The sequence below is a fragment of the Methanolacinia petrolearia DSM 11571 genome (genome assembly GCF_000147875.1).
GTDB classification, from domain to species: Archaea; Halobacteriota; Methanomicrobia; order Methanomicrobiales; family Methanomicrobiaceae; genus Methanolacinia; species Methanolacinia petrolearia.
In genome coordinates this window covers 1,564,396-1,589,227 of sequence record NC_014507.1, presented here as the reverse complement: position 1 = coordinate 1,589,227, position 24,832 = coordinate 1,564,396, and the positions used below count along the sequence as shown (strand labels likewise).

26 protein-coding genes and 1 pseudogene are annotated in these 24,832 nt (G+C 40.0%); 8 read left to right on the top strand and 19 right to left on the bottom strand.

Annotation, left to right across the window (positions count from 1 at the left end):
• Nucleotides 1-129: 129 nt before the first annotated feature.
• Nucleotides 130-927, top strand: coding sequence for a hypothetical protein (locus MPET_RS07910; RefSeq protein WP_013329495.1), 798 nt, complete (start codon nt 130-132; stop codon nt 925-927).
• Nucleotides 928-1,563: 636 nt separating this feature from the next.
• Here the strand turns inward: MPET_RS07910 and MPET_RS07905 are convergent.
• From MPET_RS07905 to MPET_RS07845, 13 genes are all read right to left on the bottom strand, one after another.
• Nucleotides 1,564-1,788: a hypothetical protein gene (locus tag MPET_RS07905; protein WP_013329493.1), complete on the bottom strand. Its 225-nt coding sequence runs from the start codon at nt 1,786-1,788 to the stop codon at nt 1,564-1,566.
• 327 nt (nt 1,789-2,115) lie between these two features.
• Nucleotides 2,116-2,691: a hypothetical protein gene (locus MPET_RS07900; RefSeq protein ID WP_013329492.1), complete on the bottom strand. Its 576-nt coding sequence runs from the start codon at nt 2,689-2,691 to the stop codon at nt 2,116-2,118.
• A gap of 12 nt (nt 2,692-2,703) precedes the next feature.
• On the bottom strand, nt 2,704-3,198 hold the full coding sequence (locus MPET_RS07895) for a hypothetical protein (protein WP_013329491.1): 495 nt from the start codon (nt 3,196-3,198) through the stop codon (nt 2,704-2,706).
• Between the two features lie 178 nt (nt 3,199-3,376).
• On the bottom strand, nt 3,377-3,625 hold the full coding sequence (locus MPET_RS15515) for a hypothetical protein (RefSeq protein ID WP_225353799.1): 249 nt from the start codon (nt 3,623-3,625) through the stop codon (nt 3,377-3,379).
• A 279-nt stretch (nt 3,626-3,904) separates the two neighbouring features.
• Nucleotides 3,905-4,486, bottom strand: coding sequence for a hypothetical protein (locus MPET_RS15040; RefSeq protein WP_013329489.1), 582 nt, complete (start codon nt 4,484-4,486; stop codon nt 3,905-3,907).
• 141 nt (nt 4,487-4,627) lie between these two features.
• Entirely contained in the window at nt 4,628-4,990 is a 363-nt protein-coding gene (locus tag MPET_RS15035) for a hypothetical protein (RefSeq protein WP_013329488.1), read from the bottom strand.
• Nucleotides 4,991-5,591: 601 nt separating this feature from the next.
• A complete protein-coding gene (locus tag MPET_RS07875) occupies nt 5,592-6,083 on the bottom strand; it encodes a hypothetical protein (RefSeq protein WP_013329486.1) in 492 nt (163 codons plus the stop codon).
• Nucleotides 6,080-7,429, bottom strand: coding sequence for an outer membrane protein assembly factor BamB family protein (locus MPET_RS07870; protein WP_013329485.1), 1,350 nt, complete (start codon nt 7,427-7,429; stop codon nt 6,080-6,082). Before MPET_RS07870 ends, MPET_RS07875 begins: the two co-directional genes overlap by 4 nt.
• The gene (locus MPET_RS07865; protein ID WP_013329484.1) at nt 7,426-8,736 is read right to left on the bottom strand and encodes an outer membrane protein assembly factor BamB family protein; all 1,311 of its coding nucleotides are present in this window, start codon (nt 8,734-8,736) and stop codon (nt 7,426-7,428) included. Before MPET_RS07865 ends, MPET_RS07870 begins: the two co-directional genes overlap by 4 nt.
• Complete coding sequence (locus MPET_RS07860; protein WP_013329483.1) at nt 8,733-9,356, bottom strand: hypothetical protein; 624 nt, start codon at nt 9,354-9,356, stop codon at nt 8,733-8,735. Before MPET_RS07860 ends, MPET_RS07865 begins: the two co-directional genes overlap by 4 nt.
• A gap of 105 nt (nt 9,357-9,461) precedes the next feature.
• Nucleotides 9,462-10,559: a hypothetical protein gene (locus MPET_RS07855; RefSeq protein WP_013329482.1), complete on the bottom strand. Its 1,098-nt coding sequence runs from the start codon at nt 10,557-10,559 to the stop codon at nt 9,462-9,464.
• A 298-nt stretch (nt 10,560-10,857) separates the two neighbouring features.
• A complete protein-coding gene (locus MPET_RS07850) occupies nt 10,858-11,067 on the bottom strand; it encodes a hypothetical protein (protein WP_148222202.1) in 210 nt (69 codons plus the stop codon).
• A gap of 348 nt (nt 11,068-11,415) precedes the next feature.
• The gene (locus MPET_RS07845; protein ID WP_013329481.1) at nt 11,416-11,697 is read right to left on the bottom strand and encodes a DUF1294 domain-containing protein; all 282 of its coding nucleotides are present in this window, start codon (nt 11,695-11,697) and stop codon (nt 11,416-11,418) included.
• 591 nt (nt 11,698-12,288) lie between these two features.
• On the opposite strand from MPET_RS07845, the gene MPET_RS07840 reads away from it, so the two are divergent.
• The 3 genes from MPET_RS07840 to MPET_RS07830 are packed head-to-tail and all read left to right on the top strand — an operon-like array spanning nt 12,289 to nt 14,751.
• Nucleotides 12,289-13,575: a hypothetical protein gene (locus MPET_RS07840; RefSeq protein WP_013329479.1), complete on the top strand. Its 1,287-nt coding sequence runs from the start codon at nt 12,289-12,291 to the stop codon at nt 13,573-13,575.
• A 30-nt stretch (nt 13,576-13,605) separates the two neighbouring features.
• Nucleotides 13,606-14,352, top strand: a complete 747-nt coding sequence (locus MPET_RS07835) for a hypothetical protein (protein ID WP_013329478.1) — start codon at nt 13,606-13,608, stop codon at nt 14,350-14,352.
• A gap of 36 nt (nt 14,353-14,388) precedes the next feature.
• Nucleotides 14,389-14,751 (top strand): hypothetical protein, encoded by a 363-nt coding sequence (locus MPET_RS07830; RefSeq protein ID WP_013329477.1) that lies wholly within the window; start codon nt 14,389-14,391, stop codon nt 14,749-14,751.
• Between the two features lie 832 nt (nt 14,752-15,583).
• Here the strand turns inward: MPET_RS07830 and MPET_RS07825 are convergent.
• Both MPET_RS07825 and MPET_RS07820 read right to left on the bottom strand, forming a co-directional pair.
• The gene (locus MPET_RS07825) at nt 15,584-15,865 is read right to left on the bottom strand and encodes a DUF1294 domain-containing protein (RefSeq protein WP_013329476.1); all 282 of its coding nucleotides are present in this window, start codon (nt 15,863-15,865) and stop codon (nt 15,584-15,586) included.
• 127 nt (nt 15,866-15,992) lie between these two features.
• Nucleotides 15,993-17,849, bottom strand: coding sequence for a hypothetical protein (locus MPET_RS07820; RefSeq protein ID WP_013329475.1), 1,857 nt, complete (start codon nt 17,847-17,849; stop codon nt 15,993-15,995).
• Nucleotides 17,850-18,116: 267 nt separating this feature from the next.
• On the opposite strand from MPET_RS07820, the gene MPET_RS07815 reads away from it, so the two are divergent.
• Nucleotides 18,117-18,713: an FKBP-type peptidyl-prolyl cis-trans isomerase gene (locus MPET_RS07815; RefSeq protein ID WP_013329474.1), complete on the top strand. Its 597-nt coding sequence runs from the start codon at nt 18,117-18,119 to the stop codon at nt 18,711-18,713.
• A 416-nt stretch (nt 18,714-19,129) separates the two neighbouring features.
• Here the strand turns inward: MPET_RS07815 and MPET_RS07810 are convergent.
• Nucleotides 19,130-19,982: pseudogene (locus tag MPET_RS07810) on the bottom strand (IS5 family transposase).
• A 296-nt stretch (nt 19,983-20,278) separates the two neighbouring features.
• Between MPET_RS07810 and MPET_RS07805 the strand changes: the two are divergent.
• Nucleotides 20,279-21,031, top strand: a complete 753-nt coding sequence (locus MPET_RS07805; protein WP_013329472.1) for a class I SAM-dependent methyltransferase — start codon at nt 20,279-20,281, stop codon at nt 21,029-21,031.
• Between the two features lie 202 nt (nt 21,032-21,233).
• Here MPET_RS07805 and MPET_RS15510 read toward each other — a convergent pair whose 3' ends face one another.
• Nucleotides 21,234-21,410: a DUF1294 domain-containing protein gene (locus MPET_RS15510; protein ID WP_013329471.1), complete on the bottom strand. Its 177-nt coding sequence runs from the start codon at nt 21,408-21,410 to the stop codon at nt 21,234-21,236.
• Between the two features lie 288 nt (nt 21,411-21,698).
• Between MPET_RS15510 and MPET_RS14515 the strand changes: the two genes are divergently transcribed.
• Both MPET_RS14515 and MPET_RS07790 read left to right on the top strand, forming a co-directional pair.
• A complete protein-coding gene (locus tag MPET_RS14515; protein ID WP_187287544.1) occupies nt 21,699-22,235 on the top strand; it encodes a hypothetical protein in 537 nt (178 codons plus the stop codon).
• A complete protein-coding gene (locus MPET_RS07790; protein ID WP_013329469.1) occupies nt 22,228-23,025 on the top strand; it encodes a DUF1828 domain-containing protein in 798 nt (265 codons plus the stop codon). The genes MPET_RS14515 and MPET_RS07790 overlap by 8 nt, the downstream gene beginning before the upstream one ends.
• Before the next feature lie 41 nt (nt 23,026-23,066).
• Here the strand turns inward: MPET_RS07790 and MPET_RS07785 are convergent, their stop codons facing one another.
• Nucleotides 23,067-23,327, bottom strand: a complete 261-nt coding sequence (locus tag MPET_RS07785; RefSeq protein WP_225353798.1) for a type II toxin-antitoxin system HicB family antitoxin — start codon at nt 23,325-23,327, stop codon at nt 23,067-23,069.
• 275 nt (nt 23,328-23,602) lie between these two features.
• Nucleotides 23,603-24,802, bottom strand: coding sequence for a glycoside hydrolase family 3 protein (locus MPET_RS07780; protein ID WP_013329467.1), 1,200 nt, complete (start codon nt 24,800-24,802; stop codon nt 23,603-23,605).
• Between the last annotated feature and the right edge of the window lie 30 nt (nt 24,803-24,832).

The following is a 24,832-nucleotide window of genomic DNA, read 5'->3' as shown; positions in this document are numbered from 1 at the left end:
CGATTACCACATCAAACCCTGTTGCCCGGTCTTTCATTTGCCGACCCATACAACCGGCATCTCCTATGTCAGCATTATAGCGGATTAAGGTTTGCACGACGGTTGTTAAAATTGAAAAGAGATGATAAGATGAAAGCTAGAAAAGAAATAAGAGCATTTTCGTTACTCCTTGCAGTAGTATTTGTCACTGCACTTATACCCGTAGTTAATGCTGAACAGACTTATGAAAACATAATTGTGGACTCAAATGAAGTGGAATATAAAGCAATTATTGATAATATGGAAATTACAGTTATTCCTAATAATGATTTTTCTAAAGCCTCCATGTTATTCAAATCCGAAAAAGCATCTCAAGAATATACTGTGACTGTGAAACAATCAGAAAACGGTCAATATATTGCTAATATATATTCTAAAAATGGTGTATTGGTAGGTACTAAAGAATATTCAGAAAATCCATTGATTTCTGAAAAGGGAAGTTCACCCTTAATTTTAAGGGATATTCCTTACATATTGGATGCTGAGATTACAATAACACCGGACAAATATAGCTATACTCTTAACCAGTATGGGACAGTGAACATTGAAGTGCAAAATACGGCTCCGGATGGGGAAACAAATTATTATCTCAAAATTCCAGAGGGTGTTGATTACATATCTGTTTACCATGGAAAACAACCTAACATGGTAGTAAATATCGATTCTGGAGAAACTGCCTATTTCCCGGAATGTGGTGGTGTTAATGGACCATGCACAGTTCTATATTGGATGGATCTACATACATTTGACTATAATGAAGAGATGAAAGTGAGAGTACAGTTTAGTACCCGTGGACAGTTTGTCTTTTATGCATATGATCATGAACAAGAGGTCCTTACTGGAATTCCTACATGGGATGATGATCAGTATACAGTAACAGTTTCGTAATAGGAGATTGGAGAATGCAGCAAAAAATATCAACGGATTCTATTTTAACGGTAGTTTTTGCTATAATGCTCCTCCTATTAATTTTTTATTTTAATTTAAGGATGTTATTCCCTGGATCAGATATTTTCTTCATGCTTTTTGGCCAATTTGCTGGTCTTGTTCTTCTTGCACTTATTATATTCTGTATTCTCGGTTTAGTATTGTTAATTATCCGGAGGCTGTATTGTCGATTATCTAAAAGTTAAATCCGTGTTTTTAAAAAGTCAATTTGTTATATTGTTAAAAATGAGAAGATGTTAAAACAAAGAAAAGTCAGGGAAATATTTTGAATATACTGGTAAATTCTGCGGAGTTGGAACTATTTATTCGAACTAAGCTTTTAAAGCCGTATTTTACAGAAATCGCAATTCTCTCCGATCAATAATTAAAGGTGCAATCAAAATCGAAAAAAAGCTGTCTTGCTTATCCTCCCGAAGGAGGTCATATTACATCCAATCACTTTGAGCGTGATTATGACGAAATTCAGGATTTCAAGGCTGGTGCAGGATATTGAAAACTGTAAATTACGACCTTTTTTTATTGAATATTGCAACGATTTCAGATATGCCGGTTTTGTAGAAATCCAACATTTTTTCTTCAGGAGATCTCAAATTCTTTGTCGAAATCGGAAACCGGCCTGAATCTTTCTTTCCGAAGTTTGTCTATTTTATAGATGTACTCCTCCCTTACTGCAAATTCTTCGTCGAGCTGGAACTTCATGAAATTTTCAATCTGTTTGCTCATGTTAAGGCCGAGGCGTTTGCATTCGGACGAATATTTTTCATATACGTCGTCGGAGATGCTGAAACTTTTTACACTCATGCAGGTGCACCTGTTATTTAATTTTTATTAAAATTATTTAATCATATTTATTGGAGAAATTGCAGAATATTCTTCCGGGATCTGCATGGTATTCCGGATTCAGTCGTCGGTATCGCCTGAACCTTTTAAAACGAGAAGATTGCGGGCAGGCCGTAACCCGGACGGCGGCAGCGAGATGGAAAGGTTGGGGGCATAAAACAAGATTATATTTTATTCTTATTTTTCCATTGTTTCCTCTATATTTCACTGGTCCGTCATCGCCGGCATCACAGACACTGCCCGGGGACTCTTTGCCTTTATATGATATATAGGTTACCCGCTGCCGCCTTACAATTTCTGAAAGATCGGGTCGACAAGTTTTTTCAGTTCTCCCCGGTCACGCGACGTTCCCCAGACACCGGCTGCGTTTTGCATCGGTGTGATGATCATCAATTCGTATTCCGAATAGAGGAAGAATATCGCCTCATCGATCGTGATTGTCTTTGGCGATCCGTCGACTATGTAGCTGGTCTCAAATGTGGTCGGGGCGGAGAAATTTATCGCGACATAAGTGCCGTTGTTTTTCATGGCATCCAACTCAGCACCGGAAAAACCGGTTTTCATCTGTGCATTGATGCAACGGATCTGTTCGTAACACTCAGTCTCTATTGCAGAAAATTCAGGGTCTTCGGGGTAGAGTATGATTCTTCCGCCGTCTGCATGGTGGATGTCGATGAAGGTTGTGTTCTCCCTGGTGGTGTTGGGAGTCGGGTTGTTTTGACTATCCGTGCTTTCGGAGATTTTTTCAGCCGGATCCGGGGGAATTTTATTATCTTCTATTCCTGAAACTGCAAAAGCAACCATGACAATTAGTACGGCCGCAAGGATGCAGGCGGTTAGTATATGCTGTGTCTTTGTTTTCATGTCTTACTCAAATCAGTCTGCCAAACCTGAAGAAGTTACGTTTAAGTCAAACCATAATGTCGTAATTCCCGAATCAAAAAGTCTATGGACCCTGAAATGATAAACATCCCCTGGAGTTTCCTCAGTTGTCGCAAGGATCAGGCTCACATTGTAACTTTCTCCGGGGTACGAAATAAATACAGAAGGCGTACAGGAGATATTCACACCTTCAGGCAAAGGCAGTTTTTGATCGGAATAAACTTCATTTACACGGGAGACATTGATCGTTTCATTCATGATCGCTTCTTTATTCTTTTCGATCATTAATCTGAAAGTCATATTTTCCCCTGCTTTAATTTCTCCGGATTCAGGGAACAGGTATTCTTCTGATGCACCGAAATGAGATCTTCCGGGAGTTACCAGTGTGGGGGTGGTTTCGTCTTCATTATTATCATCGGAAGCAGGTTCCACCAGATATACCAAAGCCATGCTAAGAACAATGATTACTGCAATTGCAGCTATTATCATGAGTATTGTTCGTTTATTCATTCAGACACCACTTTTCTAACCCGATCCCGGGGAATTCTATCGTCTGCAATTCCGGATATTGCAAACATGCGGATGATAACGATATGATGTGTCTTCGTTTTCATGTTTTATTCCGGGAAAATTGGGGCCAGGGATGACTATTTTTCCGTGAGAATATTTAATTTACTACCACAGTAAGCCATCCCCCTCCTGTCTCAACACCCTCGAAGTGGGAACCTAAACGAAACACATATTCACCCTGTAAAAGGTCGGGAGTCGTCGTAACGGTAAGGGTCGATATATATGTCTCATTCGGGTATGCCATGAAGTCCGAAGGTTCGATACTGATATTCAAACCGTCCGGCCATGAAGGTTCTTCTGTTGGGTAGCCAGCCTTAACACGGGGGGATACGGAATAGTGAACCATCCCCGGTCCTTCCCCCCCTGTTCTCAGGGTAATGTTCTCCTCTGCCGTCTCGCCTGCTTTCAGCCCGACTGTCGAAGGTTGGAAAAGTTGTGATGAGGGTAGGTGTACTAACCTCTGTGTGTATGAATCTGTTCCTGGGCCTTCGGGGGCTTGTGCAGGTTCGTAAAACCATAAAGCCGCTACCGCTATTAATATTATAACAGTCAGTCCAGTCAGGATCCAGATTAGATGATTCTTTTTCATAGGTCCATCAATCCCTGGAAATTAATAATTTTGTCTTTAGTTAGCTGTATGTAGTTTCACCCAGGTATTGATACCATCGGGAATCTCTACTCTCAGCCCTGTTAGCGGTGCAGTACCATCTACATCAGGTAGCCACTCAATATCAACATTTTGCAGGTTTAAATCCCTAAAGCGCATGTTATAAAACGTTGTATCGCCCGGAACTTCAGAATCATCATCAACATAATATCCTTCCAGGGCAGTAAATACCTTAACATCTTGGTAACCTATGCAACCGGTGATATTCACTGTTGAGACTCCGGTGTCTTCATCTTTAAATGTAATGGTCCACTTGTTGTTACCCGGATTCCACCCCATTGTGCCCTTAATCGTATCACCAACATCTACATCGATTGGAGTACTGAAATAGCCTTCATTCTGGTATGGCGGGAAATACCATGCGGAGCCGGTCCAGTCTTTAGCGGAATGCTTATTCCATTCCAGGACCGGCTGTATTATTGCATGTCCATTTGATGGTTCTATTGCATTGAACAGATAAACTATAGAATCTGATTGTGGGGAAGGTGATGAAGGCACATCCCAGTACGCTATGAATTGCGCAATTTCATCGACACTCAAATCCTGTGACCGCTCTATCCATCCGCCATAGGTAGGAACAGCTGACTTTTTCTTAGAATTCGCCTGATCGTCGATGACAGTCAGTATACATGCTCCATCACTGTAGACCTTTGTAATATTCTCCTTTGTATAAAGATCAGCTCAGTTTGGAACCTGATGCACATGAGTCGCCGGTAATAATCCGGCGGATGGGACTGAAACTTTAACGGCATCTGCATCTATAGCAGAAAGGATCTGTTTTCCATCCTGTGTGAATACGCTTGTGATCCCGTTAGGGGAATGATAAATTACGGAGTCAGTCGGTATCTGATAAAGAGATTCACCTTTCATCGGACTTATTTCACTCTGGATCACCATTGCATCCAGTGAATCGTCTATCTCAAGTTCCGGATAGGCCCAGTCAATATCCTCAGCGCTTGCAGCAGACACAAACACCATACTTCCCAGTCCGATTATAAGAAGCAGGAAGAGCGGGCGCATGTCGTTTTTCTTTTTCATTTCCATTTTTTCACCTCGTTTAATTGTTAACAGCCGGCATGCAAACCTTTATCCGCCATAGCGCTGACATAGGAATTGCCGGTTGTATCGGCCGGTGTATAGTCAGGGAAAACTGGGATGACTGATTTAATTACGTGATCTTCATTCCATTTTCTCTGGAAGTAGCACCGGATTGTTTTTAAAAGGGTTTGATCAGAGGAACAGATCCCCCCGGTCGCCCCCAGTTGAGAATAACTCATACTTTTATATATTTTTTTCTTGCACGATCGTCTACACATCAATAATATTGAGCATTTATTTTTCTGCATAAAATGGTGGAAATCACTCTCATGTCTTTGATTTCAGAACAAAATAAATATCTTCTGATTTCCTCAAATGCGCGTTTTTCATCCGTAATTGTGGGTGCTGCAAATGCTGCTATAATAATTTGTTGTGCCTTTTTTATTCATTCAGACACCTCTTTTCTAACCCGGACCCGGGGGAATTCTATCGTCTGCAATTCCGGATATTGCAAACATGCGGATGATAATGATATGCTGTGTCTTCGTTTTCATGTTTTATTCCGGGAAAATTGGGGCCAGGGATGACTATTTTTCCGTGAGAATATTTAATTTACTACCACAGTAAGCCATCCCCCTCCTGTCTCAACACCCTCGAAGTGGGAACCTAAACGAAACACATATTCACCCTGTAAAAGGTCGGGAGTCGTCGTAACGGTAAGGGTCGATGTGTAGGTCTCGTTCGGGTATACCATGAAGTCCGAAGGTTCGATACTGATATTCAAACCGTCCGGCCAGGGAAGTTCTTCTGTTGAATAAACGTCCTTGACACGGGATGGGACGGTATAGTGAACCAACCCCGGCCCGTTCTTTCTCGTTTCCAGGGTAATATTCTCCTCTGCCGTCTCGCCTGCTTTCAGTTCGACTTTCGAAGGTTGGAAAAGATATGGTATGTTCATTATTGCTACTCCCGGTGGCGGTGAATCTTTTTTTGGATTGTCCGGCGCCGGCGCCGGTTCGTAAAACCATAAAGCCGCTACCGCTATTAATATTATAACAGTCAGTCCGATCAGGATGCAGATTAGGTGATTCTTTTTCATGGCCTGCCCTGGAAGAAAACCGCTAACCCAATACTGAATATTATGATCAATACAGGCAGCGACGATTGTTTCGTCTGTGTTGCAGGCTGTGTTTTCTCTTCTGTGTTTGTTGTTTGTAAGGTCTCATCCGGGGTGATATCGGAATCCTTTAATTTTGCATCTGGATTGTCGAAATAATATAATTCATTAGATGTGATCGCCGCTATTTTCGAGCCGTCGGATGATATGGCCACGCCCTGAATTTTTTCATCGAAGGAGAATGATCCTGTTTCGTTTCCTTCGCCGTCAAGGATGAGCAGGGAATCGTTGGCTGCGACAACCGAATACCGGCCGTCTTTTGAGAGTAAAAAGATCGGGGCCGATATCGGATGGGTTAGGGATTGCTGATATTCCGTAGTATAATTCCACCTGAGCAATCCCGATCGGTCGTATCCTAAAACGGCTCCGGTTGTTCGTACCACAATTTCATCGCCGTTGTAGGAGATCCCGCTTTTTGCAAACTTTGTTCCCGGCGGCAATGTCTTGTTCCAGAGAGGTGTTCCGGTACTTTCCATGAGGTACATCTTTCTCAGGTATGTTGTAAGACAAACGTAATTCCCGTCGGCGGAGATTTTTATGTCGTAGGGCGACCGGAATTTATTTTCCCATACTACCGATCCGCTCCTGTTCAGGCAGAATGCTTTCTGGTCATTCGTTACAGCGACGATATATTCAAAATCGTCCGATATGTCAAGAGAGATTACCTGGGCGGCCACGGGATAATTCCACAGGATCGATCCGTCTCGATCTACACACGTGATATTTTCATAAGAGCCGAATACGCTGTATAAGCCGTCCGACGATACTTTCGAATCGTATACGAATGTCCGGGTCGGATGATTCCACAATTCCTCGCAGTTTTTGTCCATTAGGATGATTTTTTTCGGGAGATTCGATGTCGGACCGGGACCAACACTTGACAGGGCAAGAAAGTTACCTTCGGATGAAAGGCTAAATGAAAGGATTTCAGAGGATTCATTTTCTGCTGTTATATTCTGGAGTACCTCTCCGTTCTCGTTCATGAGATATATGCTGCCGTCGAATGATGCTGCGGCAATTGTTCTGCCGCCATCTGAAATTGCCAGGAACAACAGGAAGTGAGCACCGCTTGTATCCTGGATGTCCTGGTCGATCTCTGTCAGGTTTGATACCCACAGGGGAGATAATGCCTGTGCGGGAATGATTATAAACGCTATTAATAATAAAAAAATTAAAAATTTGGGGGAATTGATGAAATTAATAATCACACCTCCGATTCCTTCCGTTTGCCTCAATCGTTTGATGTAATTCATAAACCTAAATGTCATCTCCTGAATAAAACCGCTAATCCCATACTGAATATTATAATCAATACAGGCAACGGCGATTTTTTTGTCTCTGTTGCCGGTGGTGTTATCTCTTCTGGACCTGTTGTTTGTAAGGTCTCATCCGGGGTGATATCAGAATTCTTTAATTCCGCATCGGGATTGTCGAAATAATATAATTCATTATCTGTGATCGCCGCTATTTTCGAGCCGTCGGATGATATGGCCACGCCCTGAATTTTTTCATCGAAGGAGAATTTCCCGGTTTCGTTTCCTTCGCCGTCAAGGATGAGCAGGGAATCGTTGGCTGCGACAACCGAAAAACGGCCGTCTTTTGAGAGCGAGAATATCGATGCCGGTTCTTTTGTGTAATTCCACCTGAGCATTCCGGACCGGTCGTAGCCGGATATGGCTCCGTTTATTCGTACAACTATCTCGTCGCCGTCAGAGGAGATCTCGCTTTTTGCATACTTTGTTCCCGGCGGCAATGTCTTGTTCCAGAGGGGTGCTCCGGTACTTTCCATGAGATACAGCTTCCTTAGGGTGGTTGTAAGGGAGACGTAATTTCCGTCGGCGGAGATTTTTATGTTGTTGGGCGACCGGAATTTATTTTCCCATATTACCGATCCGCTTCTGTTCAGGCAAAATGCCTTCTGGTTATCCGTTATAGCGACGATATACTCAAAATCGTCCGATATGTCAAGAGAGACTGCGGCCTCGGGATAATTCCACAGGACTGATCCGTCCTTGTCTACGCATGTGATATTTTCATAAGAGCCGAATACGCTGTATAAGCCGTCCGAAGAGACTGCCAAAATGTATGTAAATGTCCGGGTCGGATGATTCCACAGTTCCTCGCAGTTTCTGTCCATGAGGGTGATTTTTTTCGGGGGATTCGATGCCGGGGAAAAACCCGCATCTGAGAATGCAAGATAATCCCCTTCGGGTGAGAGGCTCAATGAAAGAATTTCTAAGGATTCATTTCCTGCCGTTATATTCCGGAGTACCTTTCCTTTCTCATTCATGAGATATATGCTGCCGTCGAATGATGCTGTGGCAATTGTTTTACCGTCATCTGAAATTGCCAGGAACAACAGGAAGTGGCGGCCACTTGTATCCTGGATGTCTTGGTCGATCTCTGTCAGGTTTGATACCCACAGGGGAGATAATGCCTGTGCGGGAATGATTATAAACGCTATTAATAATAAAAAAATTAAAAATTTGGGGGAATTGATGAAATTAATAATCACACCTCCGATTCCTTCCGTTTGCCTCAATCGTTTGATGTAATTCATAAACCTAAATGTCATCTCCTGAATAAAACCGCTAATCCCATACTGAATATTATAATCAATACAGGCAACGGCGATTTTTTTGTCTGCGTTGATGAGTCTGTTTTATCATTAGAATTTAAACTTGTATCGGATTTGAAAGTCTCATTATAGGATGTTGAATTGTCTACAATAATAAGATGGAAGACATCTTTGCAGAACGGCCCGATGATAAGAGAATAGTTACCGGCAACTGCATCAGATTGTAAACCTGTGTCAGTCTTGAATTTTGTTGTATCTACTTTCGCCGACCACGAGTTAATTTCTCCTTCCCCCGCAATAACAGCTGTTGTATCGGTGTACGAGGGGGGTCGAAGTTCAGGGCTTCCTGGCCCGATGTCAGAAACCTGTAGCATATAATTGATTTCCTGGCCGGCCGGGAGGTTGGTTGTCCCGGAAATTATAAAATTTGCACCTGTGTACTGTGTTCCAACAGGGTTCACTTTATACCAGTATGATCCTACGCCACACTCTGCCGGTCCGTCCGACAAATTTGTTTTTGTCAAATTATCCATGTCATCTTGGATATAACCATTTACCGGAATTATAAGAGCCGTAACAATTATAATAATTATTACTAATTTTTCTTGAATTTTCATTTTTACGATTCCTGATGGTGAATATATTCAGATTTTTCGGTTGAAAGAGAGGGAGAAGCTGAAATCTGCTTCTCACATTCTCTATTTGTCAGGATGTCCTGCGGATTATGGCGTAACCAGAGTTACCTGGGTCGGATTCGGATTAAATACGACATCGAACATTCCATACCACATGGGGACTGTAGTATAGCCCGGATTAAGCGTGATTTGAGGAATATTCACATTGTTGAAGGTAATATCTCCGCACATGTCATATGGATTAGAGGTCCCTCCCTGAGCAATTTCCAGAGTATTAACAATTTCGAGATTGCTATTAGATGAGATTACGTTTGTAAAGTAATATGTTGAGGTCCCTTTACTTAGATCTGCAGTAGTAACAAGCCATCCCGTCTGGCCATTAATAGTAGTATATTGCAATGTCCCTTCAATATTATCACCCTGGTCTACATCATGTCTAGGACTATAATAAGAACTACCACTACTAACGCGCCATGACGTCATAGTCCATTCGGGATTGTTTAATCCATAGTTATACTCTAAAACCGGCTGAATTATTGTTTCCGAATTTTCCAATCCGTTGAATATTGCCAGTGCAAATGGATTTGTCATTTGGGTCGGGGCTGACGGGGTATACCATCTGGATCTTAAATAACTGATTTGACTGACAGTTTTCTCGGCCCACACAATCCATCCCCCAACTAAATTTACACGCGATTCTATACTTTTTTCTGATATTTTATCATCGATAACTGTAAATAGAAGTTCTCCATCTTGGCTAAATACAAATGTTGTATTTTTGTTCGTTTGAGAGTCCAAAATAAGCGCTCCTTGGGGAACCTCATGAACTGTTGTTGCAGGTTGAAGGCCTTCTGGGGTGGTAATCTCAGTAGCCTCTGCGTCACTGGCTATAAGAATTTGTTTTCCTGTGGAGTCGAATACATATGTGTTACCATCATTTGAATGATGGATAATTGCGCCTAATGGAATTATGGATTTACTCTCGGTGTTCATAGGGCTTAAGGATTCAGTAATAATTGAGTATGCTTTGCTTTTGTCTACCTGAAGATCAGGTATCTGTATTTTTTGAAGATTCTCATTAGCTGATTTGGTATTTGATGCACCAACAACCGGAACGAAGATCGCACCTGCAAGTGCCAGTACCATTAGCAGGCTTAATGCCTGCATGGTTGTTTTCGTTTTCATTTTTCACCTCTTTTCATTTTTAACAGCCGGCATGCAAACTTTTATCCGTTATAGCGCTGAAATAGCAGATGCCGGTTGTATCGGCCGGTGTATAGTCAGGGAAAAGCGGGATGACTGATTTAATTTCGGGATCTTCATTCCATTTTCTCTGGAAACAGCACCGGATTGTGTTTTAAAAGGGTTTGATCAGAGGCACAGATCCCCCGGTCGCCCCCAGTTGAGAATAACTCATGGTCATATTTATTTCTTCTTGAACGATCGTCTACACATCAATCATATTGAGTATTTATTTTTCTGCTTAAATTGGCGAAAATCGATATTTTGTCTTTGATCCCGGAGCAAAATAAATACTCTCAGAATTCTTCCTATGCGCTTTTTGCATCCAAATTGCAGATGCTGCAAAGGCGGATATGAGGAAGTATTTAATGAAAATTATGGCTTGATAATTCATTTCTTCAGGGTATTTTACTGAAATCCCGGATATCATCACCTTACCATACTTTTTCATGATTCGGTCAGCCCAAAAAAGCGGCAATTTGGGCTTATTTCCGCGATTTATGCTGTGTTTTGAAATCTGTTTTTAAATATCGTCAATACGCTGTTTTTACGGGAATTAAAGGCCAAATCGCATCGATATGCCGGCACGAGAATGCCCTCTTTTTTCCGGACGATGATTATATCGAAGGAAGAGGAGATCGTGGATTCTGGGGCTTCTGTGTGGATTGGGAAAATGGCAATTTTGCCGTATTTTCGCACTATTTAAGTTTTACTTAACAATTTACAGGATTTCTATACGATCATCCTGAAAAAATAGTAATGTTGGGTCATGAAAGAATCAAAAAATGAGAATAAAAAATCAGATCAGATCCGCCAGGAACATCACAATGGCACATATCGCGACGATGTGCAGGGCGAGGAAGATATAGACCAGCTTGAACTTCAGCTTCATCGTCTTGTGCCGGAACATTCTCATCCCGAAGGCCGCCCCGAAAGGCCCGAGGAAAGAGAGAAGCAGAAGTTTCTTTTCAGGCGTCCGCCATTTTCCTTTCGCGGCCTTCCTTTTGTCGAGGGCGAAGGCAAAGAGCGAGACGATGTTGAGGAGGATGTAGATTGCAAGAAGGATGAGGATGTTTTGCATTTATGATCTTTTACTGGAGATCATTCTTTTTTTTATCTATGCACCAATTCAATAGCTCTTATCGATTGCAAAGACTACATAAGGAACCTAGTCATAGGCCGTTTATCTGGAGTTGTGGAAGTGCTGGATACAACCGGATAAAGTCTGATTTAGAGGATTATCAGCATCAGTGATATCCCGGAATGCGGGAGCTTTGCCAGCGCAGGAGAAAAAATTAGCGTCAAAAATCAACATTTTTTTAAAAAAACTTCAAAGCTTTGGTTTTACAAAATCATAAATAAATATTATCTTTCAATAAAATAATTTTCTCAACTTTTTAGATGATTGTTCAAGAGCATGGTGAAAAATATTATTATATAACTATACCATATTTTCAACCGGGGGCGGATGAGGAGTACACCTCCACTAAACCCCTTTTAAAAAAATCCAATGAAAAGGTAAGTAAAAGGACCGGATTGCAGGCCCTAAAGTTACACACAGACCCGCAGTCTAATCCTTCATTTGCCGACTAACAAGACCGGCATCTCCTATGTCAGCATTATAGCAGATTAAGGTTTGCATGCCGGTAAAAAACTTAACAGAGGTGAAAAAATGAAAATAAAACTCGGTATGCAGGTCCTGGGCCTGCTATTTGTAGTGGCACTCGCCGGTGCGATCTTCGTTCCGGCTGTTAGTGCGGATAATGACAAAAATGCAAACATCATTGGAATTGATGTACCGGCACCAGAAGCAGTTGATTTTTCAATTAGTGAAAGCACTTCAATCAGCAAGGAAAATGACTGTGAAATAATTATTAAAGATCCCATGACTTACCTGAGTTACTGGAATAAGAGGATGGAATGGGGATTATCTGAAGAAGAGTTGGTAAAATATTCTCAGATTCTTGAAAAAAAAGTCTTGTATAATTACTATGATAAAGAACATAATTACTATCCTATAACGGACCTCAATGTATTTAGTGAAGAAGTAAGCGAGATCCTGGGATTAAACACTCTTCAAACTGCGAAGTTTATTCAATCACAAAAAGAACAATTAGTTGAGGACTATCAAAATTACCTTTTAGAGAGGTTTGAGGATCCGGCAGAAAGCAAGGATTACATCTCTCCAAGTTCCCGATCCGCGCCGTATGCATGTGGAAAAATGTACTATCTATACATTATCACCGACTTCCAAAATCCAAGCAGTGAAGGTGCATGGACTACAGCGGATAGAAATGACGCATTGAACGATGCATCTATAGGAACGAATTCCATCAGACTACAGGCACCATCGTCTGCCAATGCAGTAAATGACGGCGGATATTATACAGTAACGGTATCGGGTGCAAATACCGGAGATAATAGTGATGCCTGGGATCCAAATGGCTGGATGGAAGAAGCAGCAGAAAACATAGGGTACACAGATGTTAATGACGATGGGCGTACAACCGATGACCTTGCACGTTCAGTTAAAAGCTGGTCTGGTGCAGATTCGGTTATTTTACTTTATTTTACTCATGATGACTGGGGTGCATACGCCGTCGGACCAGATAAGGGCTATGCAGACAAAACTGCAATTTCATATTGGGGAAGAACAGGTTCCGGAAGTGTACCCTCTGTTCCCGGGAGCTATGAACATGAATCTTTGCATCTCTATGGAGCCCTTGATGAATATGCAGAATCAAGTTATTGCGGACAATCCAGTATACTGGCAGTAAGTCCGATGCACGATATGTATACTAATACTAATCACGTAACATGTATTTCGTCAACTCCCAGCGTAATGAGAGATCACACGGCAACATCAGTGATAAGTACATCCACCAGATGCTTCATCGGATGGGGAGATTATGACAATGATGGAACAATTGATCCATTTGATTCAACACCTTCGGGCTGAATGAGAGTTCAATTATATGAGGAGAGTAAAATGAAATCAAAACTTCTTTTTTTAGTAATATTATTATTAATCTTTGCAAACCATCCGGTTTCGGCGTTTTCTTCCCCAAGTGAAGATCATCCCATATCGATCATCATCACCTCTCCGGCTAATGGTTCAAAGTTCCATAGCGACGTCGTTCCCCACCAGGTCAGGGTACTTGCGAACATCTCTTCGACATATAAAATAACGAGAGTCACCCTTGACAGCGGATGGGAAACCGTCGAAGTAGAGGAGCCTTTCAGTGAAATCGACGAAGAGATCAGAATCGACAGCAGCGGTGAAAGATCGATAGTAGTAACGGCATGGGACGAAAAAGGCAATTCAGGATCTGAAACTACCGAATTCACCATAATAATCGGGCCTCCGGTAAATCCACGATATTCGATGCAGTTTACAGTCTATGGACAGGTCACAGATTCGAACGGGGAACCTGTAGATAATTGTCAGGTTCAGATAAATTCTTCGTTCTACAAATATCTCGATGTGTATATGGGATCGAGCAACGTGACGGATATTAACGGCAACTACCTGATTGAGGATGTTTACGGTCCTGAACTTATGATTACGGCAGAAAAAGAAGGTTATCAGGAGTATAAAAGTATGGAAAGCTTCGAGAGCACCGATGTGGAGTTCAACATAATCATGACGCCCGAAGAAAAAGAGTCTCCTTTATCATATTTTATTATAATTATAAGTATAGGAATGGCGATCCTTTTCAGGATTAAAAGGAATTAAGCCGCCGGAGAATATTTTTACAGTGGTTTTGGAGAGATGGTAAATTATTATAAAATTGCAATATCTGCAATTGTATTCCTTGTAATCTTTGCTATAGCTTGTGTACTGATTATGGGCTTCATAGGATCGAGCGGGTCAGGGGGAACGATGTATCTTCATGAAGTTCCTGAAGAAAGACTGGATACGGTTTTGGCGCCCCAAATAAAAATATCCGACGCGGATTTCAGGAAGTATCCCGAATTGAAAGAACTATTTGACAACATAGACACGAACAGAGGTGAATTCATCAGCGAAGTGTATGTCCAACCCGGCAGATACAAGGAGATATACTATGATTATATACCGGGTCTTTTATGCTGGAATGGAGGTTATTACACAATTCTTGCTACACACCCATAGTATCTCCGAATGATAGCCGCCCGTATGCAGCAGGGCGACGGGAATAAAGAAGATCATGCTGATACTGCAAACCGGAAGGAGTATGATGCAGAGTCTAATCCCCGACAGAGGATTTGGGGAGAGGTGTTAGAGGGAATTGTATCTTAAATTCGGGTACTTCATATCAGCAGACAGGTTATTTGATGAAGAAGTATTTCAGCGATTTATGTATATCGCGGGAGATCAATTACGATGAACACTATAAAAATTACATTCTTTATCCAACTGATTAAACTATCAATGATGAAATAATATTTTAGAAAATCAACCCTGCTACTGTTATGATCACGGTCTCTTACAGGACATGATATACTTGAAAATCCGAAGAGTACTTCAAACTGGACAATAGCATATCTCTTTTAATTGCTCTGTTTTTAAAAAGAACTGAATGAGATTACACTTAATGAGAGTTTCAAAAGCCCGGACATTTCGAAGGCGGCTCTTGTTTTCTTCTACCCAAAAAACGTCAATTTGGGCTTATTTTCTCCTTTGTCACCTGGTTTTAAAACGCCATTTCAAAAAACGCCGTTACGCGGTTTTTATATGAATTAAAACCCAAATCGCATCGATATAGCGGGCCGTGAGCGGCCTCTTTTTTCCGGACGATGATTATATCGAATGAAGAGGAGATCGTGGATTCTGGGGCTTCTGTGTGGATTGAAAAAATGGCAATTTGGCTGTATTTTCGCACTATTTAAGTTTTACTTAACAATTTACAGGATTTCTGTACGATCATTCTGAAAAAAAATGTAATGTACGGTCATGAGAAAATCAAAAAATGAGAATAAAAAAATCAGATCAGATCCGCCAGGAACATGACAATTGCACATATCGCGACGATGTGCAGGGCGAGGAAGAGATAGACCAGCTTGAACTTCAGCTTCATCGTCTTGTGCCGGAACATCTTCATCCCGAAGGCCGCCCCGAAAGGCCCAAGGAAGGAGAGAAGCAGAAGTTTCTTTTCAGGCGTCCGCCATTTTCCTTTCGCGGCCTTTCTTTTGTCGAGGGCGAAGGCAAAGAGGGAGACGATATTGAGGAGGATGTATATTGCGAGAAGGATGAGGATGTTTTGCATTTGGATATTTTTGGGTTGGGGAGGGATATGGGTTTTGGATTTTTTTTAAGGTAATATTTATGAATAATATGAACCTGTTTAAAAAGATGATTGATAAATTTTTTTGAACAATGAATTTATTATATCATCAATATCCATAAATAAATTGCTTATAGTTGTCTAAAGTAATTTCTCGATTTTCAGTTAATGATTCCAAATGGGATTTATGTTCAATTTTTATAAATTGTAATATCATCCCAATATCAGTAAACTGTTTTTTATGTTCGATTTTTGTTTTAATAATTTGATCAATAATTGTATGGTAATAGTTGTGAGTATGTTCTAGTAAATTTGAAATATATTCTAATTCTTCACCTTTGTGAGTTATTAAATTGCGAGCTCTGTAAATTCTTTGTAGGTGCCATTTAACTCTTTCATCATGATTCTCAATTTTTGATTTTAATGAATTTGTAGTTTTTAATAACTGGCAGATGTTAAAAAACCGGTTCCTAAGTAAAACATTTTCTCCAAATATTGAATCAATTTCTATTGTTTTATCTGGACTTTCGAGTTCTTCGGGATTTTCTTTTAAATATCCATTATATATGATTATCAAATGAATGCATTTTTCAATGTTTGAGAGCTTTTCATCGACATAAGAAAATAATTTATCCCTGTCTTTATCGTCAAGAAATAGTTCAAAATTCCTGTATAAATCATTTATGAGTTTTAATATGTAATCTCTTCCAAGGATAGGACTCATAGTTTCCATAAAGTGAATGATTCTTTTACCGTCGCCATTTGGAGGGGGAGGAAGTAAAGATTCTAAAGCAATCCATAGGTTTATCAATTGATTTTCAAATGTTTTTGAAGAAAGAGAGCATGAATGCAAATTTAATGAATTATATAAGTTATATGTAGATGTTTTATCTAAATTATCAAATAGCATAATACTTTTTATTAAAGCATTAGTTTTACTCTCTCTATCTTTTATTTTAAATATAGGTTGAATACCTGGCTTTGCTACGAAATGTAGTTTTTTTGTATCATTGCCAAGTGAAGAATAGATACATAATCCTGTATTTTCCCATGAACAATTTGAATCATGAATATGATATTTTATAAAATCAAGTATTTTTTCTAAATATTTTTCACCTGACATTCTTGCTGTTTCAGGATCTTTGGCAGGAAGGTTTTTTATAGACAAAAAATGATTGAATTCTTCATTAGTTTTCTTAAATTCATCATAATATATAGATTCTAAGTCAACTTTAGGACATTCAGTTGATATTGAGATATCAAATTTATTTATTAATTCTTGATCAAATTTACAGAATTCTGAATTGACTTTGAAAGTAACATCATATAATACCGTTGAACCAGAAAACTTACTGAAAAAATCGTAAATCTGGTTATGGTTTGATATTTTATTGTATTCTAGAAAAAAAGATTTGTTGGTTGAATAAATATATGATTTTGAAAAACCTTTATTAATCAATTCTGGAATTAATAATTTTGTCAAAATAGAAATCTTATTTTTTTCATTAGGTCTTTGAGTGTATTTTATAATTTCTTCTTGCAATTTTTGATAGTAGTTTTTCTCTAAAGTAATACGACATATTTCAAAATCAGAAATGTAATTTTTAATATGATCATTTGAATAATTTTTAGGATTATTAATTATGTTCTCAATTTCTTTCAATTTTTTTTCAAATAACTTTTTCTTAAATCCTAAAGCTTCTTTTATAACGAAATCTTCTTTATATGATTTTTTTATTTCTTCAATTATTGGGGAAAGAGCCTTTATAGGAATAAAACCTTTTTTAACCTCAATCATGACGTCATTTAATTCTTCAATTAATGTATGTGTGTTTAATGTATATGCTTGGTAAGAGTCGATAGTGTAATCAAATAACATTTCATTAATAAGTAGAGAAAATAGCTTTAAACCTTCTAATTCTGGATCTTTTAACCAATTTGAAAAATCAATAATAGCATCACTCATTTTTACCCTCCTTCATTCATTTGTTAAATTTTCCGTACAAAGGAATTACTTTAGTATGGACATTCTTGTTACTATTACATCAGTAGGTATTTCTCTTACTATATTCTTGATTTAGTTCTATAACCCAATTCTAATAATAAAACTTTTTAAATGAATTTATCCTTTCTTCTCCCAAAAAAGATCGATCATCTGAATACACTATCTTCAGAGGATCCACTAAACAAAAAAAAAGAAATCGTTATGATATCCTACGTAATTTGATATTATATGAAAAAAGGAACTGGTTTCTCAGGTCTCTCCCGTCTTTCGCTGGTGATTATTGCCGTTATTCTGTCAATTGTCCTCCTGTCAGGATCGACGCTTGCGGGAAGCTATGAAATAGATAATAAAGCGCCTGCAAAATCCGGAGATCAGGTAAGCGTATATTATTCCCTCTCTTTTCCCGGGGGGAGCGTGTTCGAAACGAATGTAAACGGGACACCGCTGAACTTTACACTCGGAAGCGGAGCGATGATCCCCGGGTTCGACAAGGCAATTTGGGGAATGGTTCCCGGTGAGACGAAGACAGTTGTTTTAACCCCGGACGAGGGATACGGGGAGAAAAACGAAAGCCTGGTGCAGAATATTTCGTTGACTGAGGCTATAGATCTTGTAAGCAGCATGGACAAGGAGAACATCACGATATCGTTTATCCCCGGTTATTCCTGCCCGATGATCGAATACAAACTCCCGGAAGGGAAATACATGAGATACGTCTTTACTAATGTAACCGACGATTCGGTGACCGTCGATACGAACAAGCCGCTCGTAGGAAAAGATCTCCAGTTTACAATTACCCTTGATTCCGTTATTAAAAGGGCATAATATTTTTTTCAAGCTTCTTACTCTTACTCGGGCAACCCCGGCACCGGCGGGCACAAGCCGCCGGACGGCCCCTGCCCAGGGGCCTTGCCTCAGGATAGCCCTTCCACGGCACGCTCAGGGGACCGGCAAGGGTCCCCTGAGCTGTTGAATATAGTTTTACATGCAAATCACGTTGTGATTTACATGAAACAGTACATGAAACATTCGTTTCATAAACTTTTTTGGTAATCCCGTTCCGTACAGGCCATGAATCTACCGTGTCTCGCCACTCAGGGGATACTTGTCTATCCCCTGAGTGGCTATCACCATTGAGAGGCCCCGAGGTCGGGGCCGATTCGCGAGCCCGCTGTGCGGTTCGCGGCGAGGGGTTGCCAAAAGTAGTGAAACTTGGGCCCTGTAGAAAACCTATCTCTTTTTTAGAGAGTCATGTTATGGAGAACCATTCTGATTTTGATTTCTTTTAACTGGTTGTAATATTTTCTCGACCTGACATTCTCCCCCATATCTTCTTTTAATCACAGAAAAAACCGTTTCCACCATATTTCTTTGTCCATATTTTTGCTGATTGAAATTCTCAATCATTTCTCTCCTATATTTTCCAGAATAGATTTTTCCATCCCATTTCCTAACCGGAATTACAGATTCAGCTCCAATAATCTCTCTGATATACTGATGGATCTTTTCAGAATCATATCCTTTATCCATCGTGAAGCATTCTGACTTTGTTATTCTTATAACCTGATTCATGAGTGATTTTGCATGTTGAGAGTCATGTACCGGTACCTTTGAAAACTTCCATCCTAATACAATTAATTTATCAGAATCAACAGCAATAGAAGCCTTAATAAAACTTTTACGAGTTTTATTGATTCTTTTTGAATAGTAATGACTTGCATATGAACTGGTAAATCCAGTAGAATCTATTGATGTAATCCTGATAATTTCTCCTTTCTGATGAATATTTCTAATTACTTTTTTCAGGATTATGCGAAATGTGAGTGCCGGAATTCTTGATAGAAATTTCTGAATAGTTGTAAAATGAGGTATATCTTTTAACCTAAGGATTTCACGAATTGGAGTTAATATATGTAATAATTCTGAAAAATCACGATAATTCATCCTGATTTCTTCTTTGAGAATAATTAAAGTCAGAAGTTGATGCTGAGTATATTTTTTATTGGAATATTTTGAAGAGCGTAATGGCACATGAGAATTTCTGATTACCTCCAGAGAAGTTTCCACAAGATTGATGTACCTGTTCTCAGACATTATTTAAGGAACTCCGGCTTTGTTTGTGGTTAAATAAAATTGGAGTTCCTGTACGATCGATCTTTCGGTCGCTATTTTCTTAGAGGGTTTCTACAAGGCCGAAACTTGCTTTTTATACTCACACACAGATTAGCGAAGAGTCCTGAATTGTTCAGGCACCGGTATTTGCCGGATTTCAGAACGATCCTAATTTGAAAATAATCAGAGCGACTCAAAACGTACCGGTAAAAAAAGAACAGGCATCACCGTTCCGCGGCGACCGCAAATTAAAAGCAACCTTGAAATTAAAATGATATATGGAAAACAATCCAGTTTTTAAGATTTTTGAATCGTTCCCCAGGCAGGGGCCGGGGGACGACGAGCACACCGAAAAAGCATTTTCTCTCATCGGAGAACCCCCGGAGGGAGGTGGTGAAATCCTTGATGTCGGCTGCGGGAAGGGAGTACAGACTATGGCCCTTGCCCGCCTGTGCCCGTCATGCAGGATAACGGCGACCGATCTATACCAGCCTTTCCTCGATGTGGTGGATGAAAAAATTGCATCCGGAGGTCTTTCCGGGAGAGTCAAAACAGTCCGTGCATCTATGCACGATCTTCCTTTTGAAGAGGAATCTTTTGACATTATATGGGCCGAAGGCTGCTCATTCATTATTGGCTTTGGAAATGCCGTCAATTACTGGAAGAAATTCATGAAACCCGGCGGATACATGATGATATCCGATCTGTTCTGGTTCACTGAAACTCCGTCGGCAGAGACAAGGGAATTCTTCGCGGAGATCGATCCCAACCTGATGATAGACGAGAAGGGATTTGAGATCATCCGGAATGCCGGGCTTGAGCTGGTCGGGTCCTTCAGGCTTCCTTCACGAGTCTGGGAAGAGAGCTACTATAGTAAAGTGAGAGAGAATTTAGGAAACCTTAGGGAGAAATTCAAAGACGATGAAACCGCCCTCATGGTTATCGAAGGGCTGAAAAAAGAGATTGAAATATTTGAGAAATATTCGGACGAGTACGGTTATACATATAATGTAATGAGAAAGCCGTTGTGAAGAATATTCATTAAATTATTTTTTTGTTTATCACAAAAGAAAATATTCTTCCTCCGACTACCTTCCAGAAATATTTCCGGTCGAGGCTACCCGAAAGGGTAGCGTCCAGACCGGGCTATCACAATAGCGTAAATTTCGCAGAAATTTGCGCTCCTGGTTGCCCTGTTAGGGGCTTATGCCCTTATATTCTTAAAGCAGATTCTCAAATCATCCTCGTAATCATCATCACTAGACCACAAATCACAACGACATGCAGAACCAGAAAAACATAGACCAGCTTGAACTTCAGCTTCATCGTTTTGTGCCGGAAAATCTTCATCCCGAAGGCTCCCCCGAATGGCCCGAGGAAAGAGAGAAGCAGAAGTTTCTTTTCAGGCATCCGCCATTTTCCTTTTGCGGCCTTTTGCTTTCGAGTGCGAAGGTAGAGAGGGGATTATGTTTAGGAGGATGTATATTCCTAAAATGATGAGGACGGGATTCATTATGGATATTTTTTGGATTATGAGGATTCATGGGTTTTGGATTTTTTTTGTTGAACAGGAAAATATTTCTATTTCGGTTTGCTAATTAAAATTACAGACACTATGAATATATGTTTTGAGGAATTGTCTCTGTGTTTGCGGACTTTCTGAGAACTATGGTTGGTTGAGAAAGATTATTGAAAAGATTGCTGAGAAGAAAGACTGATTTTTGTAATTTAAGAATGGGGGTATTGATGATAATAAATGATAATGAGATTGAAAGTTTAATTTTTGAAAAAAAGTTTCTTCCTGATGATATTTTTGATATTGTCGAGGATGAACCAAAATACAGAATAAAACGTGGCCATAAAGAATTGTCATTTGAGTTAAACGGTGAAAAAGGTAATAAATTCGGGCTGATATTGAGAATTTCAAAAATTAATAAATTAGATTTCTCATGGATATTGACATATAAAAAACCTGAAAATTATTCAGAATTTATTCTGAGAAGATATAATGGGAAAAGTCATGAGCATGAAAACCGTATTGAGAGAGAGATTTTTTATAATTATCATATCCATTATGCTACTCAGAAATATCAGGAAGAAGGGTTTAAGGAAGAAGGATATGCTATTGAAACAGATAGATATGCAAACTATATTGACGCACTTCATTGTCTTTTAAATGATTGCAATTGTGAGAAAATAGGAAATTCCTCACTTATAGGAGTGAAATATGACTGAAGAACAAATATTGAAATCCTTTAAATCAGTAGTCTGTTCAGATATTAGGATCGTAGAAGAAGGACTCAATAGATTTCATGTATTTACTCCATTTAGGTTCAATGATGGTGACAGATATCTGATAATTCTTAAAAAGAAACAAAGCCGGTGGGTATTATCGGATGAAGGCCATACATTCATGCATTTATCATACAAGTTGGATATGGAGGCATTATCTGAAGGAACAAGGTTTGACATTGTAAATTCTGCTAAAGAAGAATTCAGTGTCAATGAGGATGATGGCGAATTATATGTTGAAATACCAGATGAAGAATATGGTCATTCTCTATTTAACCTGATCCAAGCAATCTCAAAAATATATGATACATCCTTTTTATCAAGAGATCGCGTTAAAACGACCTTTATTGAGGATTTAAAGGAAACTATTCAAGGATTTATTCCTAAAGAATCAATAAGTTACAACTGGCACCATCCAACTTTGGATACTGACGCTAAATATCCAGTTGATTATAGAATAGATGGAGGAAGTGTCCCCATCTTCATATTTGCCTTAAATTCTGATAAAAAAATAGACGATGCCACAATAACAATACTCTGGCATGAAAAGATGAAAATAAAGTTCTATTCAATTGGAATATATGAAAAGCAGGAGAGTAACAATAGAAAATCTGTAGCCAGATTAACAGACGTTTGCGATAGATCTTTCTCAAGTCTTCCTGATAATATTTCAAGAATTGAGAAAATCTTCAGTGAACAGATTCCACAATTGAGTGTTGCTAGTACAGAATGATGAAAATGTTGAATCCGAAATTTGTTTCTGCATTGCGAAGTTTAGCCAAAGGCTACATCCATCCTTGTAATATAAATTTCTCCGTGATACCGGGATTGGATCTCCTGTGGCGATGCAGTCTCAAAAAAGAGCTCTAAGGCTTCCTGAAGATTTTTGTGAGCTTCTTCGACTGTATCGCCCTGGCTTGCAATATCATATTCCGGACAGAATGAAACATAGCCATCGTCTTCTTTCTCAATTATGGCAGTCAGTTGTCTTCGCATAATTTTTAATCTCCGGTTATCTGTAATAATATCTTTCACTGTATCATAAAAATTCCCTGGGTAATTAGAGAATTTATTAGATTTTTTCGCAAATTTTATTGGAACCAGGATAAGAAATCATAAAAATCTCAAGTGGGATTTCCAAACAAAACTAAATTAAACAGCCAGGGGGACCTTCACCGGTCCCCTGGGCGTGCCATGTGATGGCTATCTTAAGGCAAGGCCCCTGGGTAGGGGCCGTCCACCGGTCTCCGGCCGGTGGTGCCCGGGGTCGCCAAAGAAAGACATGAGATAGTAAGGAGTCAAAAACCATACTATTCGCATCCCAAATACTTCATCTTCAGCCGGATAATTCTTTCATATGACTCGTTAATCCTCTCCTCCGGGATCTCGCCATCAAGTACAAGCTCCTTAATCAGACCTGTCGCATTCTCTGCGATCCTTTCATCATAGACGATATTGTTTGCAAAGAGAATAATATCGCAGCCGGCATTTATTGAAAGATTTAATGCTTCCTTAATACCGTAATTATCGGAAATCGCACCCATATCCATAGCATCGGTAATTACGACGCCGTCATAACCCAGCCTGTCCCTGAGGACACCTGTAATTGTTTTTTCCGAGAGAGTCGCAGGATAATCAGGATCAAGATTTCGGTTATAGATGTGTGCGGTCATCACTATATCCGGAATACCCTCATCTATCAGGATTTGATAAGGTATAAGCTCCTCCTCGCTCCATGTATCCGTCACATCGGTAAAACCCGCATGGGAATCAGCCATCGCACTCCCGTGGCCGGGGAAATGTTTTATCGCCGTAATTATACCGGCTTCCTGGTGCTCATCAATAATCCAGCCGGCATTGCGGACTACGACAACCGGATCTTCTGAAAAGCTCCTGTTAAGCTTTCCTATTGCCGGAGAATCCGGATTCACCATCAGATCGACAACCGGAGCAAAATTCATGTTGAACCCGGCATCTTTCACTGTATCTGCAAGAATGCTTCCTGCATCACGAGTTACAGTCTCATTGTCCATACTGCCGAGGTATTCGGCTGAGGGAACCGCCGGGAAACCGTAACTTTCCTTGAGACGGCAGATCTTACCGCCTTCCTGGTCGACTGAAATGAAGAGGGGGATATTTTCTGCATAGCCCTTGAGCTGGCCATTCAGCGAAAAAACCTGTTCAGGGGATTTTATATTTCTCTCGCTGCTGTTCAGGGCGACATCACGATCGAAAAGGATAACGCCTCCTACTCTTCCGTTTCTGATATCATCCGCAATCTGTGAGTCGTTATCCGCCGTAAACCCACGAAAGCCCACCAGAATCATCTGGCCGATCTTTTCATCCAGTGTCGCATCCGGAACAATGCACTCGTCTGCCGATTCGTAAGTTACAGGATCGTCAGGAGCCTGAATCTGTTCGTTATACTGCGAGTTCCCGGTACAGCCGGCTGCCAGGAAAACTGCAACCAGACATAGCAAAACGAATACGAAAAAAAGATCTCCCTTCATCTCATCACCAGCATTTGATATAGATTGTAT

Excerpts from the sequence above, each read along its gene's own strand:
- MPET_RS07910 (WP_013329495.1), top strand. The coding sequence starts at position 130 with ATGAAAGCTAGAAAAGAAATAAGAGCATTTTCGTTACTCCTTGCAGTA.
- MPET_RS07905 (WP_013329493.1), bottom strand. The coding sequence starts at position 1,788 with ATGAGTGTAAAAAGTTTCAGCATCTCCGACGACGTATATGAAAAATAT.
- MPET_RS07900 (WP_013329492.1), bottom strand. The coding sequence starts at position 2,691 with ATGAAAACAAAGACACAGCATATACTAACCGCCTGCATCCTTGCGGCC.
- MPET_RS07895 (WP_013329491.1), bottom strand. The coding sequence starts at position 3,198 with ATGATAATAGCTGCAATTGCAGTAATCATTGTTCTTAGCATGGCTTTG.
- MPET_RS15515 (WP_225353799.1), bottom strand. The coding sequence starts at position 3,625 with ATGGTTCACTATTCCGTATCCCCCCGTGTTAAGGCTGGCTACCCAACA.
- MPET_RS15035 (WP_013329488.1), bottom strand. The coding sequence starts at position 4,990 with ATGGAAATGAAAAAGAAAAACGACATGCGCCCGCTCTTCCTGCTTCTT.
- MPET_RS07875 (WP_013329486.1), bottom strand. The coding sequence starts at position 6,083 with ATGAAAAAGAATCACCTAATCTGCATCCTGATCGGACTGACTGTTATA.
- MPET_RS07870 (WP_013329485.1), bottom strand. The coding sequence starts at position 7,429 with ATGACATTTAGGTTTATGAATTACATCAAACGATTGAGGCAAACGGAA.
- MPET_RS07865 (WP_013329484.1), bottom strand. The coding sequence starts at position 8,736 with ATGACATTTAGGTTTATGAATTACATCAAACGATTGAGGCAAACGGAA.
- MPET_RS07860 (WP_013329483.1), bottom strand. The coding sequence starts at position 9,356 with ATGAAAATTCAAGAAAAATTAGTAATAATTATTATAATTGTTACGGCT.
- MPET_RS07855 (WP_013329482.1), bottom strand. The coding sequence starts at position 10,559 with ATGAAAACGAAAACAACCATGCAGGCATTAAGCCTGCTAATGGTACTG.
- MPET_RS07850 (WP_148222202.1), bottom strand. The coding sequence starts at position 11,067 with ATGAAAAAGTATGGTAAGGTGATGATATCCGGGATTTCAGTAAAATAC.
- MPET_RS07845 (WP_013329481.1), bottom strand. The coding sequence starts at position 11,697 with ATGCAAAACATCCTCATCCTTCTTGCAATCTACATCCTCCTCAACATC.
- MPET_RS07840 (WP_013329479.1), top strand. The coding sequence starts at position 12,289 with ATGAAAATAAAACTCGGTATGCAGGTCCTGGGCCTGCTATTTGTAGTG.
- MPET_RS07835 (WP_013329478.1), top strand. The coding sequence starts at position 13,606 with ATGAAATCAAAACTTCTTTTTTTAGTAATATTATTATTAATCTTTGCA.
- MPET_RS07830 (WP_013329477.1), top strand. The coding sequence starts at position 14,389 with ATGGTAAATTATTATAAAATTGCAATATCTGCAATTGTATTCCTTGTA.
- MPET_RS07825 (WP_013329476.1), bottom strand. The coding sequence starts at position 15,865 with ATGCAAAACATCCTCATCCTTCTCGCAATATACATCCTCCTCAATATC.
- MPET_RS07820 (WP_013329475.1), bottom strand. The coding sequence starts at position 17,849 with ATGAGTGATGCTATTATTGATTTTTCAAATTGGTTAAAAGATCCAGAA.
- MPET_RS07815 (WP_013329474.1), top strand. The coding sequence starts at position 18,117 with ATGAAAAAAGGAACTGGTTTCTCAGGTCTCTCCCGTCTTTCGCTGGTG.
- MPET_RS07805 (WP_013329472.1), top strand. The coding sequence starts at position 20,279 with ATGGAAAACAATCCAGTTTTTAAGATTTTTGAATCGTTCCCCAGGCAG.
- MPET_RS15510 (WP_013329471.1), bottom strand. The coding sequence starts at position 21,410 with ATGCCTGAAAAGAAACTTCTGCTTCTCTCTTTCCTCGGGCCATTCGGG.
- MPET_RS07790 (WP_013329469.1), top strand. The coding sequence starts at position 22,228 with ATGACTGAAGAACAAATATTGAAATCCTTTAAATCAGTAGTCTGTTCA.
- MPET_RS07780 (WP_013329467.1), bottom strand. The coding sequence starts at position 24,802 with ATGAAGGGAGATCTTTTTTTCGTATTCGTTTTGCTATGTCTGGTTGCA.